At 48.8% G+C, this 18,936-nt stretch carries 17 protein-coding genes; 6 read left to right on the forward strand and 11 right to left on the reverse strand.

Translation table 11 applies throughout. The features are described from left to right. Positions 1-33: 33 nt before the first annotated feature. Genes ACAN54_RS28245 through ACAN54_RS28255 form a run of 3 tightly spaced genes read left to right on the forward strand, consistent with a single transcriptional unit; the run spans position 34 to position 4,066 of the window. Positions 34-1,791, forward strand: a complete 1,758-nt coding sequence (locus tag ACAN54_RS28245) for a cache domain-containing sensor histidine kinase (protein WP_379163694.1) — start codon at positions 34-36, stop codon at positions 1,789-1,791. 26 nt (positions 1,792-1,817) lie between these two features. After that, entirely contained in the window at positions 1,818-3,314 is a 1,497-nt protein-coding gene (locus ACAN54_RS28250; protein ID WP_379163697.1) for a response regulator transcription factor, read from the forward strand. A gap of 5 nt (positions 3,315-3,319) precedes the next feature. Continuing rightward, positions 3,320-4,066 (forward strand): spermidine synthase, encoded by a 747-nt coding sequence (locus ACAN54_RS28255; protein WP_379163700.1) that lies wholly within the window; start codon positions 3,320-3,322, stop codon positions 4,064-4,066. On the opposite strand, the gene ACAN54_RS28260 is transcribed toward ACAN54_RS28255, so the two are convergent. From ACAN54_RS28260 to ACAN54_RS28290, 7 genes are all read right to left on the reverse strand, one after another. Then, positions 4,063-5,814 (reverse strand): SpoIIE family protein phosphatase, encoded by a 1,752-nt coding sequence (locus tag ACAN54_RS28260; protein ID WP_379163703.1) that lies wholly within the window; start codon positions 5,812-5,814, stop codon positions 4,063-4,065. The two genes, ACAN54_RS28255 and ACAN54_RS28260, sit on opposite strands and share 4 nt — an antisense overlap. After that, positions 5,814-6,230, reverse strand: a complete 417-nt coding sequence (locus ACAN54_RS28265; protein WP_379163706.1) for an ATP-binding protein — start codon at positions 6,228-6,230, stop codon at positions 5,814-5,816. Before ACAN54_RS28265 ends, ACAN54_RS28260 begins: the two co-directional genes overlap by 1 nt. Then, positions 6,227-6,568 (reverse strand): STAS domain-containing protein, encoded by a 342-nt coding sequence (locus ACAN54_RS28270; RefSeq protein ID WP_379163710.1) that lies wholly within the window; start codon positions 6,566-6,568, stop codon positions 6,227-6,229. The genes ACAN54_RS28265 and ACAN54_RS28270 overlap by 4 nt, the downstream gene beginning before the upstream one ends. Before the next feature lie 2 nt (positions 6,569-6,570). Further along, positions 6,571-9,102, reverse strand: a complete 2,532-nt coding sequence (locus tag ACAN54_RS28275; RefSeq protein WP_379163712.1) for a chemotaxis protein CheW — start codon at positions 9,100-9,102, stop codon at positions 6,571-6,573. A 22-nt stretch (positions 9,103-9,124) separates the two neighbouring features. Continuing rightward, the gene (locus tag ACAN54_RS28280; RefSeq protein ID WP_379163715.1) at positions 9,125-9,553 is read right to left on the reverse strand and encodes a chemotaxis protein CheW; all 429 of its coding nucleotides are present in this window, start codon (positions 9,551-9,553) and stop codon (positions 9,125-9,127) included. Positions 9,554-9,565: 12 nt separating this feature from the next. Then, positions 9,566-11,140 carry a methyl-accepting chemotaxis protein gene (locus ACAN54_RS28285; RefSeq protein ID WP_379163717.1) on the reverse strand — a complete coding sequence of 525 codons (1,575 nt, stop codon included), beginning with the start codon at positions 11,138-11,140 and terminating at the stop codon, positions 9,566-9,568. 297 nt (positions 11,141-11,437) lie between these two features. Then, positions 11,438-13,561: a LuxR C-terminal-related transcriptional regulator gene (locus ACAN54_RS28290; protein ID WP_379163720.1), complete on the reverse strand. Its 2,124-nt coding sequence runs from the start codon at positions 13,559-13,561 to the stop codon at positions 11,438-11,440. A 257-nt stretch (positions 13,562-13,818) separates the two neighbouring features. On the opposite strand from ACAN54_RS28290, the gene ACAN54_RS28295 reads away from it, so the two are divergent. Next, a complete protein-coding gene (locus tag ACAN54_RS28295; protein ID WP_379163723.1) occupies positions 13,819-14,571 on the forward strand; it encodes a 3'-5' exonuclease in 753 nt (250 codons plus the stop codon). A 240-nt stretch (positions 14,572-14,811) separates the two neighbouring features. Then, entirely contained in the window at positions 14,812-15,579 is a 768-nt protein-coding gene (locus ACAN54_RS28300) for a MerR family transcriptional regulator (RefSeq protein ID WP_379163764.1), read from the forward strand. A 38-nt stretch (positions 15,580-15,617) separates the two neighbouring features. Here the strand turns inward: ACAN54_RS28300 and ACAN54_RS28305 are convergent, their stop codons facing one another. Continuing rightward, positions 15,618-15,983 (reverse strand): nuclear transport factor 2 family protein, encoded by a 366-nt coding sequence (locus ACAN54_RS28305; protein ID WP_379163726.1) that lies wholly within the window; start codon positions 15,981-15,983, stop codon positions 15,618-15,620. An 80-nt stretch (positions 15,984-16,063) separates the two neighbouring features. Next, a complete protein-coding gene (locus ACAN54_RS28310) occupies positions 16,064-16,450 on the reverse strand; it encodes a MerR family transcriptional regulator (RefSeq protein WP_379163729.1) in 387 nt (128 codons plus the stop codon). A 103-nt stretch (positions 16,451-16,553) separates the two neighbouring features. Between ACAN54_RS28310 and ACAN54_RS28315 the strand changes: the two genes are divergently transcribed. After that, positions 16,554-16,943, forward strand: a complete 390-nt coding sequence (locus tag ACAN54_RS28315; protein WP_379163732.1) for a carboxymuconolactone decarboxylase family protein — start codon at positions 16,554-16,556, stop codon at positions 16,941-16,943. 177 nt (positions 16,944-17,120) lie between these two features. Here ACAN54_RS28315 and aroD read toward each other — a convergent pair whose 3' ends face one another. Beyond that, positions 17,121-17,885, reverse strand: a complete 765-nt coding sequence (gene aroD, locus ACAN54_RS28320) for a type I 3-dehydroquinate dehydratase (RefSeq protein WP_379163734.1) — start codon at positions 17,883-17,885, stop codon at positions 17,121-17,123. 42 nt (positions 17,886-17,927) lie between these two features. After that, a complete protein-coding gene (gene rbsK / locus ACAN54_RS28325; protein ID WP_379163767.1) occupies positions 17,928-18,860 on the reverse strand; it encodes a ribokinase in 933 nt (310 codons plus the stop codon). Positions 18,861-18,936: the final 76 nt, after the last annotated feature.

Consider the following 18,936-nt stretch of genomic DNA (forward strand, 5'->3'; position numbering starts at 1 on the left):
CATCAACTATGGCTGTTTCTGGCCAATCTGCCCATGGAGCGGAAGCTTATTGTGGTATTCGTCTTCTTGATCTCTATGCCTATCACTTATGTCAGCTATCTCTCTTCCCACACTACCTTCAATTCGGTACTGATGCATGCTACTGCAAGCGCCAGCCAGATGGCTGACAGCGCCTCAGATACTGTTGACCGGTATGTGGCCGATCTTAAGCGCAATACAACGCTGCCACTGTATAACACCGATGTTCAATTCTACCTGGAGGAGAAAAATACAGACTGGGATAAGAATACGAGCATGTCCATGTTCCTAAGCTATTTGAGCCATACGAAGGAAGAGATTATTGCCGTATACTTAGTGGACAAATACGGGCTGGTATTTTATAACACAAGTCCTAACATCAATGAATTGTTCCCTGCGGAATGGCTGCCGGAATGGCAGCGTCTCAGCGAAACGGCGGGAGTTGCTCCCGTAGTTCAGGGCCGGCATACTATACGGGTGGGCGCCAGCGCTCACCGCGAGGTTTTCAGCGTCCTGCGCACGGTCACTTCCGTCAGTACTCTGAAAAGAATCGGCATTATCGTTTTCGATATCGACATCAGCTTGTTCAAGGGCATCGTTGACCCAGTCAATACCGTTACCCAGGGCAATACGATGATAATGGACGACAAGGGCGAACTGGTCTATGCAAGTGATGAACTCGATGACCAAAAATCCGGGCAGCAGGAGAACAATATACAATTATTTCTGCCGCATATGAATGGGGATGCAGGCCATTTTCAGATCCAACTGGGCGGTAAGGATTATCTCGCCGTATATACCGTTTCCAAGGAAACCGGATGGACGACCCTTGTTTCTATTCCGCTCGACCGTATTCTGTCACCGGTCGAGAAAACCCGGAACACGTTAATCATTACCACACTCGCGATTATTGCATTTGCTCTGTTCGTCGCCACGTTCATCTCACATGCCCTGACAAAACCGCTGAAATCGATGGTCCGGCTGATGAAGCAGGTCCAGCATGGCAATCTGGAGGTCTGGCTGCATCCCAAATACAATGACGAGATCGGTATGCTTGGCAGCCATTTTAACCGGATGATCGTCCGGGTCAAAGATTTGCTGCAGGAAGTCTCCATGACGGAGAAAAGAAAACAGAAAGCCGATATGCGGGCGCTGCAGAACCAGATCAACCCGCATTTCATTTATAACACCCTGGAATCGATCCGCATGCTGGCTGAGAGCAGTGAGGACCCGCGGGTCGCACAGCTGACTTATCTGCTTGGACTGCAAATGCGCTACGGCATTGTCCGCAGCGAAGAGATGGTTACGATCCGCCACGAGCTGGACCATGTGCGGAATTATCTGCATCTCCTGCAGATCCGCTTTCCGGACAAATTCAGGCTGGATGTTGCAGTGCCGGAAGCATTGCTACCCCTTCCTGTCATTAAGCTGGTTCTGCAGCCGATCGTCGAGAATGCTGTCTTCCACGGCCTGGAACCGAAGGAAGGTCCCGGTACACTGAGCATCAGCGGGTGGGAAGAGGATGGTAAAGCGGTGTTTTGCATAGAGGATGATGGTGTGGGCATGGATGCGGACACGCTGCGTGCCTTGAACGACAGTCTGAGAAGCGGAGCAGACGGTGAAATGTTCGGCATAGGGCTAAGGAATGTGAACGAGCGGATTCGCCTGCATTATGGCCCTCAACTCGGCTTAAGCGTAAGCAGCGAACCCGGCAGAGGCACTCGTGTCATCTTGCGTATTGATGCGCTCTCAAGCCTTCCCCGGGAGGAATAATAATAGTTATCTTAAGGAGGGATTCCGTGCTGCGAATTGTGATTGTAGATGATGAGATTCTGATTCGCGAGGGCCTGGCCCGGATGATTGACAAGGAGAGCAGCGGCTTTCTTGTCACAGGAACGTATGCCGATGGCAAGCAGCTGCTCGACGCCTTACCGTCCCTTCAGATTGATGTGGTGATTACAGATATCCGGATGCCTCATGTCGATGGTCTGGAGCTGATCAAAGCGCTCAAAAGCAGTCATCCCCGGATACGCACGCTGCTGATGAGCGGATTCGTGGAATTCAATTATGCCCGGGAAGCCATCCGCAGTTCCGCTGTAGACTATTTATTGAAGCCTATCAATAAAGAGCAGCTTTTTGAAGTGCTCTATCGTCTGGATGAAGAGCAGAAGCTGCTGCGGGAAAAAGAAGAACGCCAGCGTACCGGGCTTCTGCTCTCGCTGCTGCATGTCGAGCAGCCATCCGAGATCCTTCTAAGCAGCCTTACCTTGCCCCAGCCTTACTTCTCCGTATTTGTACTTAAAGGGAGCCCCCCGGAAACCGTCTGCGCCTGCTCAGACAGTCTGCGGCAAGAGAAGGAATCATTGCTTGACCCCCTGGAAATCCGAAAGGGTCTATATGTCTGGATTTGGTATTCTGCCGAGCCTTTAACTGCTGCGGAATTGGATCGTATCGGCGGTTCTATCCGGGCGGCAAGCTGCGGACAACCCCTCCATGCCGGAGTCAGCGGCTCGTACAGCACTCCCTCCAAACTTAGATTCGCCTATCTGGAAGCCAAGCTGGCCTGTGATGCGGGGATTTACAATTCGCAGCCTCTGCATTATATTACTGCTCAGGAGCTTACGGCTGCGGATCTATGCCTGAGTGATCCCTTTCCGCCTGTGCGCGAGCCGCTCATCCACGAACTACAGATTCTGAATATGTCCGGCGTTCTGGAACACATCCATTCCATGTTCTCTTTGCTGGAATCGCAGCGGGCTTGCCCAGAACTTATTCTGCGGGCTTGCCGGGAAGTTGAGGACACAGCACGCAAGGAACTGCAGGAATTCGGAGCCGTATACAGAGTGGGCAGCAGACCTTCTCTCGAGGAACAGATCGAGACCTGCATGAGCTTTGGAGAGATCGAGCAGATGTTCATCTCCGCCTTCTCGGACGCATTAGACATAATCCGCACCCACCGTCTGGAGCTGCCCAGCACCGCCGTCGAAACCGTGAAGCGCTGGGTATCGGCCCACTATAATCAGCACGCCGATTTGAATATGCTGGCAGGGATGGTTTTTTTGACACCAAGCTATTTGAGCAAACTCTTCAAGCAGGAAACCGGGCTGACCCTGACCGAATATGTAATTGAAATCCGTATCCGCAGGGCCAAGCAGCTGCTGAAGAATGCGCATGATTTGAAGATCCACGAGATTGGAGCCGAGGTCGGCTACCCGGACCCCGCCTATTTCAATAAGCTGTTCAAAAAAATGGTCGGCATCACGCCGAATGAATATAAACGTATTTCACTTGTTTAAGGAGAATGATCGCTTTGGAGCCAAGATTAAGCACCACCGGAGAAGGGCATGAAATCCAGGTTTACGACACCACAGAATTGTATGGCGAGAGAGGTAGATTCCGCGTGCTGCAGTTTTCGGGAGACGCCATTCAGGGCGCGCTTGATCTGAACCACCCCCGCCGGGTGGTCTTCGAATATCCAAGGGCAATGATCCACTTAATGGAGGCGGGCGGTTCGTTGTTCGAAGATGTGTTTGTCATTGGACATGGCATCGGGACGATTGCCGGTTACTTTGCAGAGAAACGCTTTAAGACCGCAGAGATCAGTGCAGAGATTGTAGCGCTCAGCAGGCAGCATTTTGGCTGCAGCCAGGACAATGTTATTGTCGGGGATGGGCGCAGCATTCTGGAAGGTGAGCCGGACCACCGGTATGACTACATCCTCCTGGATGCCTTTACGGCAGAAGGTACTCCCCGGCATTTGCTCTCCAGCGAGTTTTTCGCTCTGGTCCTTTCCAAGCTGAACAGCCGCGGCTCTATGATTATGAACCTGATGGGCAGAAGCGAAAAGGACCGCCTGATGGGCGCCATCCACACGACCCTTAGCGGGCAGTTCCCCTATATCAAAGCTTTCGCTCTTCCCTCTGAAGGCACAGCCGATGTCCGCAATATCCTCATCATGGGCAGCGTTAAGCCCATCCGTTATCAAGCCCGGCACATGGCCGGATTTGTGGAGATCACACTGGGACAGGGCCATTTGATCCGGGATTAAGGTATATCCGTTGTCACGGCTGTATTACCGCGTACCTCCATGCAGATGAGGCAGATATCATCCTGCTCCTCCTGCTCCCCCTGCTGGTTTACTTTATTGAATGCAAGCAGATTGTCCATAACCGCCGAAATCGGCTCAAGTCTGCTTGCTTCCATAACCTGAAGCAATAGACCTACCTGATCCTTCAGTAAACTCCCCGTTTTTTCAATTAACCCGTCGGTATATAAGAGTATCCGTACTGTTCCATTGAAAGAAAGAGTTTGCGTTTGAGGATTCATTTGGGGAATCAAGCCGATAGGAAGACTGGATGATTTCATGTGAAATACTTCTCCGCTCTCATCAATAAGCAGTCCGCTGGGATGTCCCGCATTGATATATTCAACCGTCTGGTTCTCTGTGTCCACAATCAAATAAATGGCTGTAAAAAAGAAATTCGTGGTTCCCTTGGACACACTGAACAGCTTGTTCATATGATGATTTAATTCATTAATGACTTCTTCCGGACTTAGATGGGCCTTAATAATCCCCCTCAGCAAAGAACGGATGGACATACAAATGAGTGCTGAAGAAACCCCATGTCCCATGACATCCATGATCAGAATTCCGTAGCGGTGCTCATTCAAGCGGTACCAGGCGTACATATCTCCTCCAAGGTTCCGGCAGGGAACGTACTTCGCGTTAATAGATAAAGAAGGGGTATCGATCGGTTGGCTAAGTACGCTCTTCTGAACCTCTCTGGCCAAATCAAGGTCGATCTGCTTATCCTTTTCAATCTGTTTCTTATCGGTAATATCCAGCACTACTCCGTTTACACCCGTGATTCCATTTCTGGAGTCCACTAAAGGAAACATCCGGCTCTCCACCCAGCGGATTTCTCCGCTTGCATGAACAATCCGGTACTCAAGCGTAGGATTATAGGGGCGTCCTTCAACAACGGAGGACATTCTGCCATTCACCAAATCCTTATCTTCATCATAGACTTGTGCTGACCATAAATCAGGATATTGATAGTATTCTTCTGCAGAGTAGCCGAGTACTCTCTCACAAGCCGGCGAGATGGTAAGCAGCTTATTCTGTGGCACATCAAACGACCATAAAATAATATCAATACTCCCGTAAATATTATTGAGCTGTGTCTGGATTTCCCCGAGTTTGTCCTGTACCTTTTGAAATTCCGTAATATCCTTGGCAAAACCGATAACGCCCCGGATTTCCCCATCGGCCATAAGGGCAACACTCGACAATTCAAAGATAAGATATCTTCCTTTTTTATGACGCATCTGCAGTTTTCTGGAGGAGGACAAAATAGTCCCGTTCATAATATCGAGAAAGGTCTCCTGAATCAACGGGATATCCGCAGGATGAAACAGATCAGTAAATGTAATCTTTTTAATCTCCACCTCTGTATATCCGAGAAGGTCCAGAAGATTGGGACTTACACTGTTGATGTAACCACTGAGGTCAACGACGTATATCCCGGCATTATTATAGAGAAATAACGATTCATACCGCTGCTCACTTTCTCTAAGTTTCTTCGTATGGCCTTTCTGCTGTCCAAACATGATGTACAGCGGGGTTAGAATAACACACTGTGTCAGCAGATCGACGATAAACTCATACCCGAATTTTTTATCAACAAATACAAGATTATATACATTCAATACGACAAGAAGGATAAGAATAACAAAAGCCCATTTTTTGGCGGTCTTTTCTCTCCACAAACCAAAGCCAAATATTCTTTTGTTCATTACACTTTCCTTTTCTTACGCATAGAGAGAGTTATGTAAGGACCCGTAGGAATTAAGCGCACTTCATCCATAATGCCTTGAATCAGGACCAGTCCTCTACCACGTGATCCTATTTTGACCGGCTGGGCTTGTTCATTCTCCAGTTCAAAGGACTCTCCATTCTGACAAACCCTGATCTCCATGATATCGGATTCAACCAGCCACGACACTCTAAATTCACAGTTACCGGAGGGACAACCATGCTCAAATGCATTCATGCAGGCTTCTTCAGTGACCAACTGTAAGAGTATGGATTCATGCTCTGAAAATTCTGTAAGCAGTGCAATCCTTCTGGTTGTCTCCATAGCAAGAGCAATATCGCTTCTTGTATGAATGACCAGGATCTGCCCGTAAGTCCTATCGTTCAGCTTGTTCATTCCATTTCACCTGCAAAATAGATGTAGCCTTCGTCTATTTCCGTAAATATTTTCATCAGTGAACTGAAGTGGACAATTTCGAATATTTCACCTACTGTTGATTGTACTCCTGCAATAATGAGCTCTTTGCCTGTGCGCCCCGCGCCAAGTACGGCATCCGCAATAACACCAAGGGCCGCGCTATTCAGATAAGCTACCTCTGTGAGCTCAAGTATAAGCTTCGCCTTCTCCCCATCGACCAGCTTCTGAACTGCTCCGCGGAATTCGTCCACGTTTTTTAACGTTACATCTGTACTCCAGTGGAGCAGCTGTACCTGGTTCTTCAAGACATCCTCCATAGTCAACCAACCTCTTTCCGTTTAGTTTCTAAATTCAGCATTCTTTCCAAATTCAGCAAATGGATAAATTGTTGGTTTTGTTTGTATATGGCATCAAGCATATCTGAATTCAGACGCATATAATCCGGTGTCTCTTCCATGTATGCTCTGGAGAGCGGGCATACCTCCGCAACCTCATCGACTACAATTCCTACCTCGTGCCCTGCTACTTCGCAGATCATAATCCGTGAGCCGGCAGTTCGCTCATAGGAGTCCATTCCCAACTGGGGCCGTAGATCATACACCGGAAACAGGATTCCCCGCAGATGAATCATCCCCAGTACATGTGAAGGCGCTGAGGCAAGAGGATGAATCTCAGGTACAGGAACAATCTCTTTCATCTTCACAATCGGAATTCCAAAATCCAGGCCCGACAGCCTGAAGGTCACATATTTCTCACTTTCGGCATCCACCTGTTCACTATCTGTGTCTACAGGCATCAATGCTTCATAAAAGGAACCTGTTTCACGGGCAATGAAGCCAACATCCAGTATATGTGCTACATGGCCGTCCCCCAGGATCGTTGATCCGGCAATATAGGAAACATTGCCAATATAATTACCAAGCGATTTGATTACGATCTCCTGATTGCCAATGGTTTGATCGACGACCAGACAGACCCGTTTATCCGCCAATCCGACGATCACCACGAATAAGCGGTCCTTAACCGGTTCCATCTCCTCCTGCACCTGCAATTTGCGGTGGAGACGCACCAGAGGCAGCACTTGGTTGCGGAATTTACAGACTTCCTTCCCTTGTACAGTAAGTATATCTTCTGTCTTCAATCTGAAGATTTCAATCACATTTACTAATGGAACCGCAAATGTACTTTTACCCAGCTTCACCAGCAACGACCGGATAATGGCAAGGGTTAAGGGAAGCTTTATGGTAAATACGGTCCCTTCATTCCGGGTCGTTTCAATATCGATAACCCCGTTTAGCTTCTCAATGTGCGACTTCACAATATCCATTCCAACACCGCGCCCGGACAGATCGGTAACCTTCTGGGCTGTGGAAACGCCTGAACGGAAAATCAGCATTACAAGTTCCTTTTCCGTCATATGGCTGGCCTCTTCGGCAGTAACGAATCCTTTGCGAACCGCCATTTCTTTCACTTTATCCGCATCTATGCCTCTACCGTCATCTGCAATGGTAATCACGATCATATTCCCTTGGTGGCTGGCCCGGAGCACTATGCTTCCTTTGGGCGGTTTCCCCATAGCCTTACGTTCTTCCGGCAGCTCCAGTCCGTGATCTACCGAATTACGCAGGATATGAATGAGCGGATCGCTGATTTCTTCAATCAGGGTACGGTCGAGTTCAGTCTCTTTGCCCTCAATGATGAATTCGATTTCTTTCTTCGATTTGTGGGCCAGATCACGGACCATTCGCGGAAAGCGGCCAAACAAATGCTCAATCGGCATCATCCGTGTCTTCATCATTCCTTCTTGGAGATCAGATACGACCATGTTTAAATGGCCCGCAATGTCATTCAGGACATTAATATCGCCATTATTTTTGAACTGTTCGCTTAGTTTCGCGCGTATACTCCGAAGCCTGGTGTTATCAATGATCAATTCCCCCACCAGATTCAAAAGACTTTCTAGGCGTTCCACATCCACGCGAACCGTCTGCGCCACTTGTACCTTTTTCTCGGAAATTACCGGGACCTGTTTGGTTTTGGCTGCAGCCTTTCGGGATTCTGGCTCAGGGGCCGTTCCGACCAGATTCAATTTTGTAATATATTCAATCCGTACGGATTCGATTTGGGAGATTTGTGTCAGACTGCGGATAATGTCCTGCTGAATTTGTTTTGTGATCAGAACATACACTATAGTTCCGGCAAACAAGTCATCCTTCTCGATCAACTCCAGCTTCGGGAAGCAGGCAGCGATTTCCCCATGCTCTGTCAGATTGATTTCCACGAGCTTGGCCCGAACATATTTCATGGATTCTTCTTCTGCCATATGAACATGAATCGCCATAACCTCGTAGCTGTTGTCCAAGGCTGCTTGTATTTTCCCTTTCTGACTATCATCAAAGACAATATGCAGCGCTGGTGCGGGCTTTTTGACTGACTGTTCATGAAGTGGCGGAATCTTGGAAGCCGAATCCCGGATTCCTTCCAGCCGGTCCATTAGAATCGTTGTGTCTCCTTCCTCCATTACACCGCCAAGGATGGAACGGCGAAGCTCCTTAATGAAATCAATACAGTCAAATAGAATGTTCAATAATTCGGAGGTCACCTCCAGTTGCCCGCAGCGGATCAGCTCAAATACACTTTCCATCTGATGGGTTAGCCCGTTGAGCTGCTTAAAACCCATTACGGCCGAAGATCCTTTTAAGGTATGCGCAGCCCGGAAAATTTTTTGAATGGTATCTTGCTGACAACCCACGCTTTCCAGGACCAGCAAGGAGTCATCCAAAAGTTGAAGCTGCTCTTCCATCTCATCTAAAAAAACGCCCAAATATGCAGAATTATGAAACTCACTCATCGTTTTCGCTCTCCTTCATGCCTCACCCTTCACCAAACAACCGCTCTACATTCAATATGCTGATCAACCCGTCCGGACTCTGGCCTATCCCCTCCAAATATTGGGCACCTTGCACTTCGTGGGATTCGAGCGGAGGCTCTATTTCCTGAAAAAAAGTCACCTTTTCTACCGCATCGACAATAATGCCGATCGCCTCCTGCTTATACCGCACCACAATGATACGTGACTGTGCGCCCATAGGCGTCTCGGGAATGCCAAATCTCATGCACAGGCTGATCACCGGAACAATCCTGCCCCGCAAATTAATAACGCCTCTAATAAATGGCTTGCTGTTGGGTACTCCTGTGATATGCTCCATTTTGATGATTTCATTGATATCACGAATATTGATAGCATGTTTCTCGCTGCCCAGACGGGATACTACATATTGTTCAGTACTCGTTGCCTGCATAGTTGATCCTCCCTACGCCAGCTTGAAGGCTGAGATGGAGTTATTTAATTCGTCGGCTAATCCGGCGAGCATTTGCGAGGACGCTGCTGTTTCCTCCGCTGCTGCTGCTGACTCCTCGCTTCCTGCTGCTATAGTCTCAATGGAGAAGAGGACCTCATTCGTTTGCGCTGCCTGCTCCTCGCATGCCGCAGCAATACCGGTAATTTGCTGGGTGGTTTCATTCACACGATCAACGATTCCCTTGATCAGCCCCTCTGTCCGGTCTGACAGTGCTGATACCTCGCTAACTGCCTGCACGCTGAGTACTGTATTCTTTTGCATCCCCCGGATTATATGAGCAATTTGCTTCGTGGCTTCACTGCTCCGTTCTGCCAGCTTGCGTACTTCATCAGCCACAACGGCAAAACCTCTTCCCTGCTCTCCTGCACGCGCCGCTTCGATCGCCGCATTTAGGGCAAGCAGATTCGTCTGTTCGGCAATCTCGTCAATGACTTCAATAATTTCCCCGATCTTTTGGGAGTCCTGCTCAAGAAGTTCCATCTTTTCCGACAAATCGTTCATACCCAGACTGGATTCTCTTACGGCATTACTTCCCTCTTCAGCACCCTGACGTGTCAGAATGGATAGCTCCGAGACTTGCTCAGCATTCTTTGCAACCTCATCGATACCTTTGACCAGATCCTGAATCAAATGATTGATATTTTGTGCCGCCTGGGCCTGAGACTGGCTGCCGGAAGCGATTTGTTCAGTGGTTGCCGAAATTTCCTCGGAGGAAGCCGCTACATTTTGAGCAGATTCAGCCGTCCCGCCAATGAGATTCCTTAAGCTGATGATCATCTCATTTACGGCAGTGCCAAGCTTGCCGAGCTCATCCCGGCTTTTCAGGGTAAGCTGCTCTCTAAGATCCCCCCCGGCTAATTTGACCATGACCGCCAGAATTTTGGACACAGGACCAACGATGCTCTGCGAGATCCAGAAGGAGAGCACAAGGGCCACTATTGTAGCTACTGACGCAGAGACGATAACAGTATTTTTCCCGGAGGTGTAGCTGTCAATATTGGCCTCTATATTTTTGTTCGCGTCATTCACTACATTCTGGGCTTCATGGTTCACCGTATCCTGCGCCTTTTGCAGATAAGGAACGGCATCAAGCATTGCTTTGTATCCTTTTTCACTTTCATTATTGATTCCGAGCTCAATGATGCTAGGAACCGCTGTATTATAGTTTTCCACATTTTGTTTGACGATCTCCAGGGAAGCCCTTTGTTCGGTATCCAGTGAGAGCTCTCCGTAGGCCTTAATATTGACGGCAAGATTCTCCTGATCTTCCTGGATCGTTGCTTTAATCTTGTCGAATTCAGTAGAATCCGTTTCCAGGATAATTTTCATCAGATCGCCCCGGAGTTTATACAGGTCAGCACGAATATTCTCCATTTGAACTAATCCAGGGAAGTTATACTCGCGCATCTGCAACGAATTGTCATTCATTTGCCCCATCTTAACAATGGACAAGCCACTAATAAACAATAGCAACGCTATAACCAGCAGAAAGCTGCCTGTTAATTTGGTTCGGATATTTAATTTCAATTGAAACACTCCTTTAAGTGATTGCTGATAATGTGCGCTTTCAGACCCTCCGCAGACTACTCTCCCCGATATGTGATTCCCCGAGTTCCATCCTCCACCCTATATACATTGCATTCGGAAAACTCCTTATCTCTAAATGAAGATGTTTGTGAAATATTTCCCTTTCATTATGAGCGGACTAGTTCCTTGTGCCTATGGTTCCTAGTTCCTATTTATCGACAAATTATTCCTAATTTCCACAGGAATCCCTTCCCTTTTCCGAGCAAAAAAAAAGCAATGAACCCCTAAAATATGGGATCACTGCTTTTTCATCGTGCGGCTTATGGAGGTTTGATACATTTGTGAAATTGCCTGGGCCCTGCCGGTTACGCCAAGCTTTTCATATATTTTGGTGATATGATTTTTGACAGTATGTGTGCTGATAAACAGCTTCTCAGCGATTTGTTTGTTATTCATTCCTTGCACCAAATAACTAAGGATATCTTCTTCTCTTGAAGTCAGACTTTCTTTATTCTCCATCGGAACCTGGGCAGCCGCGGATAAACTCCGGGTGTGTAAGAATTGTTCCGCAGTGCTCAGGATTGACTCATCTACAGGAATAGGAAGAGCTTCCTTCCACTCCTTGTACCCCTTTTCCAAAAACATAATAACGATCAACAGCACTTTTCCCAGTAAGGCATAGGAAATTTCTCCTATATCCTCATCTAGGCCTGACCTGTACATTTGCAGTTGACGCAATAGTATAACCAGCGGGGCCTCCCCAAAGTAGCCGGCAAGCAAATCCTTGTCAAACTCGAAGAGCAGGCCTGCCTGTGCGCTCAGTTCAATCTCTTCGGGATCACGCTTTAATTCTTGTAACAATCCAGCCGCGAGTTCCTTTATCTGAATCGCCTTTTGATGCGCTTCCGGTTTCCACATGAACAAAGCATCCTGAAGCAGGTGAATGATGTCTATATTCATTAACGGTGCCGCTTGTTGCGAGACCAGTGATTTTGCTACTATAAAACTATTCATTGATTGTATGAACGTATCATATTCCTGGTGCTGTCTATCATCTCTATAATGGATAGTAACGATTCCCAGCAGTTTTTGGCCGGAAACCAAAGGGTATTCCACTACATCCATGCCTTCCCATTCACGTTCCAATGGTCTATGCAGCATGCTAAAACCAGGCATCCCATCGCCGAAATAGGCATTCTCCGCCTCTGCAGCATATCCAGAGTACAGTTCATTGGGAGCAGTGAGCGAAGTATATATTTTCATTCCATCGTTTTCGGGTTGATGCAGCAACAGACAAATAAAAGTGCTGTGAATCTGCTGCTGTATGAATTCAAGAAACATATGCAGAAAGTCTTCCCAGTCCTGGACAGCAACAAATGCCTGAGATAATTCTTGAAAAGCCTTAATCCGCTGACTGCGCCGTTCGATAACATTTTCACCATCCAAGTAGTACATAGAAGATGAGATTTGATGGGCTGCCAGCAACCCCATATCCGCCTCGTCTTCCGATATTTCCGTTCTTGAAGCATCTCCGCCAAATAATAACCCGAAGAATTGATCTTTATATTTAATAGGATAGCAAATGAGTACTTTGAGCTGGACTCCGCGCATCGTAAAGAAGTAGCTTCTCGGGTCCCGGTTAGAATTCTCCCAATACCCCATCTGCTTGGTAAGCGCCACCCGCCCCAGGAAACCTTCACCCGGGAAAAAGGAAGCGCCTGTTAAGGAGTGTTCTTCCGGCATGCCAGTTGTCTCCATGATCGTAAATTGTCCTTGTTCGTCGATCCTGCCGGCATATCCTGCATATTCAAGCCCCATAACACGTGCGAATATACCCAACACGCCTTTAAGCCAGTCCGGGCTTTTCGAGTCAATCAGATGGGTAAGGTTCAACAACTGCAATTTGTATGCAGTATTATTTTCCCGCCTCTCCCGTTCCAGAAGAATACTAATCGTATCTGCCAAAGTTTCCAACTGGTGAAGTATACTTGCAGTGTGCTCTATATTATACGTTGCCACACTGTCCAGAGCATGAATCCAGCGCTCACATTCCCTGGGATCAATCATTTCATATATTCGTGCTGAGATAAGATCCTTGCTGCCTTCTTCTATACATACACCTGCTATAATGTAATAGCCAGACTGCTTATCCAGATTTACAGGGGCAACCAGCAGCTTAAATCCAGAGGCGGTTTCATATACGATCGGCTTTGGAATGCCACTAACCTTTTCAATAATTCTAACAATTGTATCTTCCGCAGACTTACTCTCAAAACCCAATAGAAGTCGTGCCATATCCGTTAAACCTGAGGGTTCTGTTAACCGTTCATCCGCATGGTTGGTAATTATAATCGATAATCCGCATAAAGAAGAGTAAGCGTTCTGTAATGTCTGCAAATCCAATTTCAGCTTGTTCTTCATGTTGTATTCCTTTCTTCCTTCTCCCTGGAAATTCGCCGTACCGCGACTTTTCTCCTGCATTTTCCCTCTTATATTTTTACAAAGTTAGTGTTTTTGCCTGATCTTCAGAAAGAAACATGCATGAATACGTAAGAACGGTGTTGCAACTAGCGGATTCCCTCTGAACCCCCCATTCCTGCGTTTTTTTTGCTAAAATAGAATAGTCGGCGTATTTTAAGGCAATCCTAGCGCCAGTCACTGAAACGGAGGCATTACCTGTGGATTATATTATTCTGGACATCGAATTCAACGGCCGCAAATTTGCCAGCGAGCACCCTATGGAGGTCATTGAGATTGGAGCCGTCCGGTTAGACGCTTCATTGCAATATAAGGATGAATTCTCAGCTTTGATCAAACCTGTATACTTCTCTACCCTGAATTCATTTATTAAGAAAAAAACCGGAATTCCCCAAGAGGATATCGACGTAGCCGACCGGTTCCCTAAGGTGATTACGGCCTTTCGATCCTGGCTGGATCAGAGCGTGGACGGCGTGCTGCTTCTGACCTGGGGCGGTGAGGATATGAAACGGATCATTCAGGATATCCGCATGCACAAAATGGACGATGCCTACTGGCTGTCTGCCACCTATTTCGATCTGCTCAAAGGTGTGCTGCGCGCCCGCGGCCTCAGCAACGATATCAGCGTTGAAGGGGCGATGGCCCTCTTCGAGCTGGAGCCTTCCGGATCTGCGCACCGCGCACTGGACGATGCCAAGATGACCGCGGAAATATTCCGTGCCGTCTTCCCGGAGCTCGACTTTGGGCGCTCCCAGCATTATGTGGACACCTTCTCCAACGCCAGAGAACGCAAGACGGTTAAGATCGCGATCAAAGCGATGAACGCACAAAAGGTTGTTCCCACCTGGGAGCTCGTTGCCGAGCACTATTTCCCGGCCGAAGACGCTTTGGCTGATCCACGCAAGCTGGCGGAGCTGCAGGCCTATTTCGCGGCACAGCTCGGTAAAAAGTAACATCCTTTCGTGATCGTCACACGACAGCGGCAGTTCCCTTAGTGGGTATACTAGGGAGACTTCCGCTGTTTTTTTTCAACTAAAGGCATGGGGATGCTTCCGGTAATTAATGTTTGACATTGCCGCTGCGTAAAGGTGTACATTAATTCTGCAAGCAGCTGTATTGCAAAATTGCAAACCGCTGACGTGATGCGATCCATTCAAATACATGCTGAGAATGAGCTGGAGGCTGAAGAAAAGATGGAGTATACAGTGCAGAAGCTAGGGGCGATTGCGGGAGTCAGCACTCGGACCCTGCGGTATTACGATGAGTTTGGAATTCTTAAGCCGGCGAGAATCAACTCCTCGGGATACCGTATCTATGGCCAGGCCGAGGTCGACCGGCTGCAGCAGATTCTATTTTACCGGGAGCTGGGTCTAAGCCTTGAAGGGATCAAAGAGCTTGTAACCGCACCGTCCTTTGACGGCGCCCAGGCCCTGCGCGAGCATCATGGGAAGCTCCTTCAGCGGAGACAGCAGTTGGACAGACTGATCCAGAACGTCGAGCGGACATTGGCACAAACCGAAGGGAGAATAACCATGAGCAATGAAGAGAAATTCGCAGGCTTTAAGCAAAAGCTGATCGAAGATAACGAGCAGAAGTATGGGCAAGAAATCCGCGGGAAATATGGCGATGAGACTGTAGACAGATCGAACCGCAAGCTGGGAGATATGACGGAGGAGCAACACGACAGGGTACAACAGCTCGAAGCAGAGATGTTCGCCGCACTGGAGCAGGCCATGGAGGACGGTGATCCGGCAAGCGTGCTGGCCCAGAAAGCCGCCGATCTGCACCGTCAATGGCTGACCTTCTACTGGGATACCTATACCAAGGAAGCCCATGCCGGAGTAGCGCAAATGTATGTCGATGATGAGAGGTTCACCGCCTACTACGACAAAACCCGTCCCGGCGCGGCCACATTCCTGAGGGATGCGGTTCATGTGTATACCGGGACGGAGCACGAGTAAACCTGATTGCGGATCTAAGGATCAGCGGGCGCTTCTATTCAATCGTTGATCCAGGCTGGAGTCCCTTGATGAAAAAACATTTGCCAGCGCCCTTCCCTGAACTTCCACACAGAGCTGCGGAGGGTATACCTTCCAGTGGTTGCATCGAGGGTCTTGTATGTGGCAAGCGCAGAAGTTTCGGACAGCGGGTATAACTCATACTCACTCAGAGTCATCTCTACCACACCCGCCCCTCCTTCTCCAGTCATATCTTCCTTATGCCATACTCTTCCGGAGCTTCCGTATTCAATAAAATCATCCGTGAGCAAAAGCGCCAGCTTTTCACGTGAGGTCCGGACCTCCGCACTAAGCAGCCGATTTTCCAGCTCACAGATCTGTTTTTTCAGTGAAGCCTTTTCTGGCATAACGATGATCCTCCTAGTCTTCTTTCTTAGGTCAACACCTGGCAAGCCCTCGAGCGGTAGCGGGTCATCCCGCTGCCGCTCTATTTTAGTTCTGCTTCCGCCTCTTCCTCCATTCCTTTATAGTACTGAATCTTGTCGGCAATCTTCCCGAGGTTCTCACCAAGCTTTCGCATCTGCTGCTGGACTCTGCTCTCGTGGGCTTCCAGCATCAGTCTTCTCTCATGGACGGTGGAGGGACCCTGGCTGCGCAGGTCGGAATAACGCTTCATTTCGCGGATAGGAATATCCAGCTCCCTCAGAATGACCAGGAATTGTACCCAAGATACATCGGCTTCCGAATAAGTACGATAGCCCTGCTCATTCCTGGACACGCCCTCCAGCATACCGACTTTCTCATAATAACGCAGCGTATGTGCTGACAGTCCCGTCAGCCGGGACATTTCCTGAATTGTAAGTAGGTTATTCATGCTGAAATCATACCACAGCAAATGAACCGTTGCATTAGAGCGCGCTCTAAGCTGTAGTCTGGATATAGAGCATAAAATCAAAATTCTAATGGAGGTTTAACTCATGACAACGGAACGGTATGATCGCGGTTGGGAGAAGCTGATGGAGGTAGACGGTACCGGGGGAGCAAAAGTAATCGAATCGCTGAAAGACATCTCTCCCGATCTGGGCAAGTTTGTAATCGAGTTTGCCTTTGGCGATATTTATACCCGTGGTGGACTGGATTTGCGGCAGCGCCAGCTCATCACCATATCCTCGCTTACCACTCTTGGCGGCTGTGAACCACAGCTCACTGTTCACATCAATGCAGCACTTAATGTTGGACTTGCTCCTAAAGAAATCGTGGAGGCCATCCTGCACTGCGCCCCTTATGCCGGATTTCCGCGTGTGCTGAATGCAACCTTTGTGGCCAAGGATGTGTTTCAGTCCCGGGGAATTACGGCACAGGACTAGGCCGAGGCAACTCTCTTCTTATCCAAAAAAATACCGTCACCCATTGCCCGGAATATCCTCTGAGGATTCCAGCAGAATGGATGACGGTTTTCTTATAGCTACCACTTACAAAAGACTCCATACGCCAGCAGCCGGGGAGTTTGGAATAACTTGCTTGTCTCTTGCGGAGTTACAGCTCTACAGACTTCGGTGCAGCAGCTCCAGTACACCTCGCAGTTCGGTTACCGCCACCTGTCCCGGAGCTGATGGCTTGTGTGCGGCGCCAAAGGTAAGCGCCGAACCGAAGATTTCACCAGCCAGACGGCTGATTACCCCTTCTCCGGCCATGGACATTGTAATGATCGGACGGTCTGCATATTGCTCACGCATCGTATGGGTAGCAGCAAGCAGAGTAAGCACATCACCCGCATGCTGCGGCATAACAGCGATTTTGGGCAGATCACCGCCAAGCTCCTGAGCTTTGCACAGCCGTGAGATAATCTCCTCCTGGGAGGGCGTGCCGTGGAAATCGTGATTTGAGACGATTACGAACACACCGCAGGCATGCGCTGCAGCAATTAAGTCACGAACGAGATCGTCTCCCTTGAACAGCTCCACATCTATAATATCTACGTGGCCGCTCTCGGCAGCCGCTTGATTCAGCCGGATATAATCTTCCTCCGTAATCGCCCGCTCGCCGCCTTCCTGTTTACTGCGGAACGTGAAGATCAGCGGAATGTCAGGAAGGACAGAGGAGAGTTCGGACAAGGTTTGCTGTACAGCCGCGAGATCCTCCACCTGTGCAAAAAAGTCGCTCCGCCATTCCACCAGATCCGGTGCCAGCTCCTTCAGTGACTTTGCTTCTGTCACTAGCTCAGACACTGTAGCTCCAACCAGGGGAACGCAAATCTTGGGAACACCCTCACCGAGGGTTACATTTCTAACGGTTACTGTGCCGCTCATTTCCTTCAGCTCCTTATGTAATAACGTGCAGCTATGATTAACTTACTGTTCAGCAGCACCCTGAAGAAATTGTTCAACCTCTGCCAGGTACGGAAGCGATGGAATCGCACCCTGCTTGCCTACAGCAAGCGCACCGACAGCATTCGCGAATCGGACCGCTTCGTCCAGTGTCTTGCCTTTGGTAAGCTGCCAGGCCAGAGCACCGTTAAAAGAATCACCGGCGGCTACTGTGTCAACAGCTTGTACAGGAAAACCCGGAATATGCAGGCTTCCGGCATGATTCACAATTAGCGCCCCTTTGGGGCCAAGAGTCACGATAACGTTCCGAACGCCTTTTTGCAACAGTATTCGCGCCGCTTGCTCTGCATCATCAATACTGTTTACGGCCATTCCTGCCAGGATGCCCGCTTCCGTCTCATTGGGAGTCAGGTAGGTAACATGCTGGAGAAATTCATCCTCAAGAGCCCGGGCCGGCGCAGGGTTCAGGATCACCGGAATTCCCTGTCTAGCAGCTATGGCAGCAGCATGTGCACACATCGGGAGATCCGTCTCCAGCTGCATGACTAGCATTTCCGCCTGGCTGATTACCGGTTCAAGTGCGGCAATATCTGCTGGCCTCATCTCGATATTCGCCCCAGGCACAACGATAATACGGTTCTCTCCTTCTCCGTCCACAACGATGGAAGCAATCCCTGTACCAAGTGTTTCACTCTGTCCAATATACCCGGTATGGACCTGTTCCTGGCGCATGACCTCAAGCAGCTCACTGCCGAAAGCATCTTTCCCCACTCTTCCGATCATCGTTACCTCTGCACCAAGGCGCGCTGCCGCTGCTGCCTGATTTGCGCCTTTCCCGCCTGGAGACAAGGTAAAGTCCTCTCCGAATAGCGTCTCTCCGGCATCGGGAGCCCGATTGGTGCGTACCACCATATCCATGTTCAGGCTGCCGATTATCACTATACCCAATTTGTTCACCATCCTAACTTGTTCCACTCTATCTTACTCGGGTTTACCCGGTTTTATCAAACCCCAGTTCTCCCTAACCAAAAAA

The sequence above is a fragment of the Paenibacillus diazotrophicus genome, assembly GCF_042610465.1.

What these genes read in the sequence shown, in the direction of transcription:
- ACAN54_RS28245 (WP_379163694.1), top strand. Translation starts at nt 34, where the DNA reads ATGGAGCGGAAGCTTATTGTGGTATTCGTCTTCTTGATCTCTATGCCT.
- ACAN54_RS28255 (WP_379163700.1), top strand. Translation starts at nt 3,320, where the DNA reads ATGATCGCTTTGGAGCCAAGATTAAGCACCACCGGAGAAGGGCATGAA.
- ACAN54_RS28260 (WP_379163703.1), bottom strand. Translation starts at nt 5,814, where the DNA reads ATGAACAAAAGAATATTTGGCTTTGGTTTGTGGAGAGAAAAGACCGCC.
- ACAN54_RS28265 (WP_379163706.1), bottom strand. Translation starts at nt 6,230, where the DNA reads ATGAACAAGCTGAACGATAGGACTTACGGGCAGATCCTGGTCATTCAT.
- ACAN54_RS28270 (WP_379163710.1), bottom strand. Translation starts at nt 6,568, where the DNA reads ATGGAGGATGTCTTGAAGAACCAGGTACAGCTGCTCCACTGGAGTACA.
- ACAN54_RS28275 (WP_379163712.1), bottom strand. Translation starts at nt 9,102, where the DNA reads ATGAGTGAGTTTCATAATTCTGCATATTTGGGCGTTTTTTTAGATGAG.
- ACAN54_RS28280 (WP_379163715.1), bottom strand. Translation starts at nt 9,553, where the DNA reads ATGCAGGCAACGAGTACTGAACAATATGTAGTATCCCGTCTGGGCAGC.
- ACAN54_RS28290 (WP_379163720.1), bottom strand. Translation starts at nt 13,561, where the DNA reads ATGAAGAACAAGCTGAAATTGGATTTGCAGACATTACAGAACGCTTAC.
- ACAN54_RS28300 (WP_379163764.1), top strand. Translation starts at nt 14,812, where the DNA reads ATGGAGTATACAGTGCAGAAGCTAGGGGCGATTGCGGGAGTCAGCACT.
- ACAN54_RS28305 (WP_379163726.1), bottom strand. Translation starts at nt 15,983, where the DNA reads ATGCCAGAAAAGGCTTCACTGAAAAAACAGATCTGTGAGCTGGAAAAT.
- ACAN54_RS28310 (WP_379163729.1), bottom strand. Translation starts at nt 16,450, where the DNA reads ATGAATAACCTACTTACAATTCAGGAAATGTCCCGGCTGACGGGACTG.
- ACAN54_RS28315 (WP_379163732.1), top strand. Translation starts at nt 16,554, where the DNA reads ATGACAACGGAACGGTATGATCGCGGTTGGGAGAAGCTGATGGAGGTA.
- aroD (WP_379163734.1), bottom strand. Translation starts at nt 17,885, where the DNA reads ATGAGCGGCACAGTAACCGTTAGAAATGTAACCCTCGGTGAGGGTGTT.